We start from the raw sequence: 6,717 nt of genomic DNA on the forward strand, positions 1-6,717 counted from the left end.
GTCCGGCGGGTCCGGCGGGTCCTGCCGGCGCGCAAGGTCCTGCTGGCCCGCCGGGAACAGGCACCGGCGGCGGGCAGTTCCAGCTTAACCTGACTGTTGTCGATGACCAGACCCGGATCGTGCGCAACACATTCGCAATCGACAAGGATACCGATGTGCTGGTGGTAGCGCGCACCGAAAAGCTCAATGTCGTGTTGCCGCCGCCGGCCGACGCGGGCCGCGGGCGGACGATCACGGTGCGTATCGCCGGGCGGGGCACAGCCGAACTGATCGCTGCGCCCCGCGGCCAAATCGTCAGCGGCTTTGTCGGGACACCGGTTCCGCAGATCGGTTTGGCGACACCGCAGGCCGTCACTGTCATCTGCGATGGCATCGGAACCTGGTTCGTCATCGCCGACAAGACCAGTTGAGGGAGGGCCGGGACATGGATTTCACCGCGCTTGAGCAGCCCTTCACCGATGGCGGCATCCGCACCGTCAATTTTTTCAACGGGCGGCTGCTGACCGGCGCCGACCTGAGCCGGGAACAAGCCGCCCGGCGCGAGGCAGATGCCCGGCTGGGCGCCGCGATGGGCGATGGCATCGCGTCGGGCCTGATGGTGCGCTTTGCCGGCAACATCGCCCCCGGTGGCAGGCCGGCAGCCAGCGTCAGCCCCGGTCTGGCCATCAGCCGGCGCGGCAGCGTGCTGCAGCTTGACCGGCAGATAACGCTGGCACTGGACCGGGCGGCCCCGGCCGGCGAAAATGCCCGCGAATGCCTGTTCGGCGATTGCAAGCCATTGGCCACTGGCGACTATGTCGGCGGCGCCGGCCTGTATCTGCTTTCCATCGCACCGGCATTCACCGCCGAAGGGCGGGCGCAAGTCAGCGGCATGAGCGATACGCCGGGGCGCTGTGCGACCGATGCGACTGTTGAAGGCGTGCAATTCCGGCTGATCGAGATACGCCCCGAATTGCACGGTGTCTCGCTGATTGCCGCCAACGCCCGCAACCGGCTGGCCTATCGCTGCTTTGGCTTGGGCGTGCGGCCATCCTGGCCAGCCGACCTTGCCGGCAGCGATCCGCGCGGTGACGACCTGATGGACACGCTGCTTGGTCGCGGCCTGCTGACGGATAGCGAAGTGCCGCTGGCGCTGCTGGCGTTTTCGGGCGGCACCGGGCATATTTTCACCGATGCCCATGCCGTGCGCCGGCCAGTGGCGCCGCGCGGCGACCCGCTGGTGCTTGCCGATCTGGTCGATCACCGGCGCCCGGGCGTGGGTGAGGCGATGTTCCGCCAGTTTGCCGACCATATCACGGCGCCGGGCGTGCTGCGCGGCAAGGCGAAGGATCAGTTCGACTTCCTGCCGGCAGCAGGGCTGATCCCGGAACTTGATACCGAACTGGTGGGCAAGTTTTTCGCCGGCATGGAATTGCGCGGGCCGCTGCACATCGATGCCAGCGCGGTCGAGCCGCTGATCCGCGAGAGCTTGAGTGCGCCGGCCATCGACACCAGCAGCAATCATGTCGTCTGGTTTTACCGCATCGCCCAGAACCGCATGGCTGGAAAGACGCCGCTCGCGCTTTTTGCCAGCGGGCACCTGCCTTATCGCGGCGACGCCCGCTGGAACCTGGGCCATTTCAACTTCGCCAATTACGCGCTGAACCCCTGAAAGGAGACCGCCCATGCTTCCCATCACAGGCTTTGTCCAAGGCAGCCGCGTCGACCGCTTCAAGCGCGATGAAGCCAATTTTCGCGCGGCAGCCGCCGATGATTTCCGCCGCGACACCCTTCTCAGGGAATTGGAGCGAGCCAAGTTTGCCGGTGGCGGCAGAACCGCGCCTGCCGATCCGGCTACACGTCCCAGCGCCGAGCCAGAAGGCGGACCGGCCACGCTGGCAACCGACAGCCCCGCCGCCCGGCCCGGCGCGGACCTGGGCGCCGATTTCACCCGCGTAACCGGGGTGGCCATGGTCGATCTGGCGATCAATCCGGTGCGGCCCGGCGATCTGATCACGGCGGCCTATATGAACGGGCTGGTCGACGGGATGCTCAGCCTGCATCGCCGATTGGTGGCGGTTGAGGATTTTCTGGAAGGGCAAGACGGTGGCGACACCAATGACGAGCCCGAGGATACGGAGACCGGCATCAAGCTGAGCCGCGCCATTTTCGCGCTGACAGATGATGGATCGGCGATCGGGGTTTTCTATGGAGAGAACCTCGACAAGGTGCCGACCTATGCGGTGGCCGCGAGCCGCCTGGGCACCGCCAAGCGCAAGGACGTACAGACGGTCGGCGACGCCACCGGCCGTGCCTTTTTGTTCAGTGCCGAACGCGGCATGATTGGTGATATCGGCGGTGCGCTCAAGACAGATGGCCCGGTGTTGCTGGCGATGAAGGGTAACAACCCGTTGGCCAGTCGGACCATGGTTGCGGCTCAGGACGAAACCCGCGCAATCCTGCTCCGCGCGCTCAAGGCCAAGGACCCTGCCAAGGCGCTGCAAGCGCTGGCAATGTGACCGCGCCGCCGGCCTTGCAGATCGGATTGGCCCGGCTCCACCGCGCGCAGCCCGGTGATGCCGATAGGCTGGCTGCCGCGCTGGAAGCGGCCACGCCGGCTGCCACCGGAGTGCCGGACCATGGCCTGCTGCTCATCCGGCGCCTGGCGCTGGCCGAGCCGCTGGGCGGGGCGCCGGGTCGCCGCGCGCGTTTTGCCGCCGCCCTGGTGGACGGGATCAGGGCAGCGAAAGCAGGCGCGCGGCGGCCCGGCGATGGCGCAGCGGGGGAAGGCGATCTCTATTTCGAAGATTTGGCCGCGGCGGACGCGGCGCTGGTGAGGGGTATGCTGGCGGGCCATCCTGCGCCGTTGCTGGCCGCCGCCCTGCCGGACGGGGCGGCGCCGCTGCTGCGCTGGCGCCGACATGTTCTGACTGACGTGCGGCATCTGCCGATTGTTCTTTCACGGTTGCTCGAAAGCGGCCTCGCGGGGGCTTGGCTGGCGCATTTTGAGGATAGCGAGCTGCGTTTGGCGGCCGATCGGTTGCTGGCCGCACACGAGGCGCCGACCAAGGCCCCACCGCCGCCGGTCGTGCCATTGCCGCCGCCGGGAGAGTTGCCGGCCGTGCTGGCATTGGCCCGCGCCCGCGTCATGGCGATGCCGGCTGCACCGGGTGCCCGGCGCCTGGCGCTGGTCGCGGCCTGTGCCGCCAGCCGGCCCGACATGCTGGCCAGCACTGCGTTCGCGCGGTTGCTGGCGGATATCACAATGGCAGCACCGTTTGTGCACGCACTGGGTCCGGCGTCGGCCCGAACCTCCCGGTCGGCGCAGGTTGCCGCGGCGGCGTTGGCGCAGCCTGCCACTGCGGCAGCGAAACCTGCCAATACCGGAAACACCGGGCCAAAACCGGTCATGGCGCAGGCAAGACCTGCAAGCCGGGACATGACTCCGACCGCGTCGCCGCAGCGCGCCACCGCACGCGCACCGCACGCAGCCAATGCGCCTGTGGCGGCGCCGCGGAGCTTGCCCGAAACGGCGCCACCGACGCCCATCCGGGCAGATTTGCTGGCGGCCAGCAGCTTGGAGATCGGCAGCAATTTTGCCGGGCTGTTTTTTCTTTTCAATGCCTTCACCGCCCTTGCTCTTTATGGTGATTTTACTCGGCCGCACGCCCGCCTTCCGGGACTTTCACCGTTTGCGCTGCTGGCATGGCTGGGGCGTCGCTGGTTCGGCGCGGCCTTTGTAGCCGATCCGTTACACGGCCTGCTGCGCGAGCTTGCCGGGCTTGGGCCGCGCCAGCGCCTGACGGCGCAGTTCGAAGCGCCGGTCTGGGCGGTACCATCGGAATGGCTGGTGCCTTGGCCCCGCGCGCGCCCGCAGCGCCGGGGCCGCGCATTGTGGCACCCCGCCGGCTTTGTGCTGGCGCACGATTTCGAGGGTAGGGCTGCATTGCCAACCCCGGCGCGGCAGCGGCAGCGCTGGCTACACGCCTTTGCCCGTTACCTTCAGGCACGCATGGACCGTGCGGCCGATGGCGGCGTTGGCGCGCTGTCACTGCCGGGCGTTATCACGGTCAAGCCCGACGCCATAATGGTTGGCTTTGCGCTCGAAACCCACCCCATTTCCCTGCGTCTCGCCGGGCTGGACCGCGACCCCGGATTTGTGCCGGCTGCCGCCCGGACAATCGGATTCGTGTTTTCATGACCATGGGCCGCCTGCCGCGCACGCCGGCCACGCATTTGCGGCTGGCGCTGGTCGGACTTGCTGCCGGCCTGCTGGCCGATGTGGATACCGGCGATGCTCCGTTCGCATCGGACTATCTGGACGAAGCGGCCGGCCTGCTGGGCGCGCCATTCGATGCGGCACATTGGCACCGCGCGCTGGCCGCATGGACGCAGGGACAGGCACAGGGTCAAGCGTTGGGCGCCGATGATTTGCCTCTGCGCCGGCTGGCTGCGGCGGGGCTGGAGCCGATCGACCTTGCCGTGCTGCTTGCGACCGGGCTGGTGGCGGAGGATCCGCGGCTGGCGCCGTTGCTGGGTGATGACGGCGATGCCATGGTCGGCGGGGTCATCGCCATGCTGCGCCATGCCGGTGGCAGCGATGATCCGCAGGGGGTGCGGCAGGCCATCATGCGGCTGATTCAGTATGGGCTGATCATGGTGATCGACCCCGATGCGCCGCGGTTGGTGCAGCGGCTGCGCGTGCCGACAGCAATCTGGGAAACACTGGGCGGCAATGCTGCTGCGCCGCCGGGGTGCGTGTTGGTGGCGGCCGCAAATTTGCCGGCCATGACCGATGTGATTGCTGATGACGCAGTTATGTCCCGCGCGGCCGCAGCCGCTTCCGCGCTGTCCGGCGACCCAGATCTCGTGCTGGTCATTCGCGGCCCGCACCGCAATGGCCGCAGCAGCCTGGCCGGCGCCATTGCTCACAGTCTTGGCCGGCCGCTGATGACGGTTGATGCCGCGCTGCCCGATGATGCTGCTGCATGGGCGCGCGCCGGGCTGTTTGCGTTCCTGACCGATGCCGTGCTGTTCATTGCGCCGGCACTGGCCCCGGGAGAATGCCGCGCGCTGGCAGGCTTTGCGCTTGGGCCGGTGCGGATGATCGCGGCCATGGCCGACACCGGCAGCATCGCACTGCCTGACCGGCCAGCTGTTACCGTCTCGCTGCCGGCGCCCGGTCCGGTCCTGCGCCAGCGTCTGTGGCGGCAGGCCGTGCCGGCGCTGGACGGTGCGGGCGCGGCCGAACTTGCCGCAAGTTTCCGGCTGTCGAGCGGCACCATTCACCGGGCAGCCGTTGCCGCAATGGTGATGGCGCGCGAAAGCGGCGATGCCACGCCGTCCCGCGACCATGTCCGCCTGGCGCTGATGGAATTGCAGGACAATCGCCTCGAAAGCCTGGCGACTCGCATCGCGGCGCCGCCCCACCCGGAATTTCTGGTGCTGGAGGATCACGCAAGCGAGGAGCTGGACGCGCTGGCTGCCCGCTGCCGCCACCGCGAGGCACTGGCCGCCCATGCCGGGCCGGGGCCGGGTGCGCTGGGGGTGCGGGCGTTGTTCAGCGGGCCATCGGGCGCCGGCAAGACGCTGGCGGCGCGGCGGCTGGCGCAGGACCTGGCGCGCGACCTGTGGCGCATCGATCTGGCGGCATCGGTGAGCAAATACATCGGCGAGACCGAAAAGGCGCTGGACCGGGCGTTTGCTGCCGCCGAAGAGCGCGATATTATTCTGCTGCTGGATGAAGGCGATGCGCTGATGGCGCGGCGCACTGATGTGGGCAATGCCAATGACCGTTACGCCAATCTGGAGACCAATTTCCTGCTGCAACGCATCGAGGCGTTTTCGGGGATATTGATCGTCACCACCAACGCCGCCGAGCGCATCGACGCGGCGTTTGCGCGGCGGATGGACGTGGTAGTGCCGTTCCGGGCGCCCGACGAAATTCGCCGCTATGCGATCTTGGCCCATCATCTGGACGGCGCGGCCATCGCGGATGATCTGCTGCAGGAAGTGGCTGTGCGCTGTGTGCTGACGGGCGGACAGTTGCGCAACATCGCTTTGCACGCCCGGTTGCTGGCCATGGATGCGGGCCGGGCGGTATGCGGCGATGATCTGCGCCGTGCGGTGGTGCGCGAATATCGCAAGCTGGAAATCCATTGCCCGCTCAAGCCCATGCTGCGGGCGGCAATCTGAGATGGCGAGCCGCGCCGTTGCCGCGCCTGCCCCGGTGCGTGCACCCGAGCCAGGGCGCAGCCACCGCGTGCAGACAGCGCTGAGGGTGTCCAGCCCCGGTGATTCATCGGAGCGCGAGGCAGAAAGCATTGCCCGGCGCGTGGTGTCGATGCCGGCACCAGCGCAATCACCAGGCGCACAGGTGCAGGGCCGGGTGTCGATCCTGGCGGCCAGAGCGCCTTCTGCTGCGCCGGCTGCTGCGCCGGCTGCCCGCGATGACCAGACTTCGCCGGAACTGACGGCGGCCATCAAGGGCCAGCTTGGCGGCGGCAGCACCCTGCCCGCCGACACTCGCGCCTTCATGGAGCCGCGCTTCAAGGCGAATTTTGCCGGGGTGCGCATCCATACCGGCGCCAAGGCCGAAAACCTCACCAGCCGGCTGGGCGCGCGCGCCTTTACTTACGGCCGCGACATTTTCTTCAACGCCGGCGCCTTCGCCCCCGAAAGCAGCGAGGGGCTGGAATTGATCGCGCATGAGTTGACGCACACCATCCAGCAGCGCGA

At 68.2% G+C, this 6,717-nt stretch carries 6 protein-coding genes; all 6 read left to right on the top strand.

Features of this window, described 5'->3' with window-relative positions; translation table 11 throughout:
• Window positions 1–410, top strand: a 410-nt coding sequence (locus RMQ73_RS05375) for a hypothetical protein (RefSeq protein WP_310497040.1), incomplete at its 5' end; no start/stop codon positions are given.
• 14 nt (window positions 411–424) lie between these two features.
• Window positions 425–1,651: a hypothetical protein gene (locus RMQ73_RS05380; protein ID WP_310497041.1), complete on the top strand. Its 1,227-nt coding sequence runs from the start codon at window positions 425–427 to the stop codon at window positions 1,649–1,651.
• A gap of 13 nt (window positions 1,652–1,664) precedes the next feature.
• Window positions 1,665–2,498, top strand: coding sequence for a hypothetical protein (locus RMQ73_RS05385; RefSeq protein WP_310497042.1), 834 nt, complete (start codon window positions 1,665–1,667; stop codon window positions 2,496–2,498).
• On the top strand, window positions 2,495–4,180 hold the full coding sequence (locus RMQ73_RS05390; protein WP_310497043.1) for a hypothetical protein: 1,686 nt from the start codon (window positions 2,495–2,497) through the stop codon (window positions 4,178–4,180). Before RMQ73_RS05385 ends, RMQ73_RS05390 begins: the two co-directional genes overlap by 4 nt.
• Window positions 4,177–6,174, top strand: a complete 1,998-nt coding sequence (locus tag RMQ73_RS05395) for an ATP-binding protein (protein WP_310497044.1) — start codon at window positions 4,177–4,179, stop codon at window positions 6,172–6,174. The genes RMQ73_RS05390 and RMQ73_RS05395 overlap by 4 nt, the downstream gene beginning before the upstream one ends.
• A 1-nt stretch (window position 6,175) precedes the next feature.
• A partial coding sequence (locus RMQ73_RS05400; protein ID WP_310497045.1) for a DUF4157 domain-containing protein occupies window positions 6,176–6,717 on the top strand: 542 nt, incomplete at its 3' end.

The sequence above is a fragment of the Sandarakinorhabdus sp. genome (genome assembly GCF_031430775.1).
Classification (GTDB): Bacteria; Pseudomonadota; Alphaproteobacteria; order Sphingomonadales; family Sphingomonadaceae; genus Sandarakinorhabdus.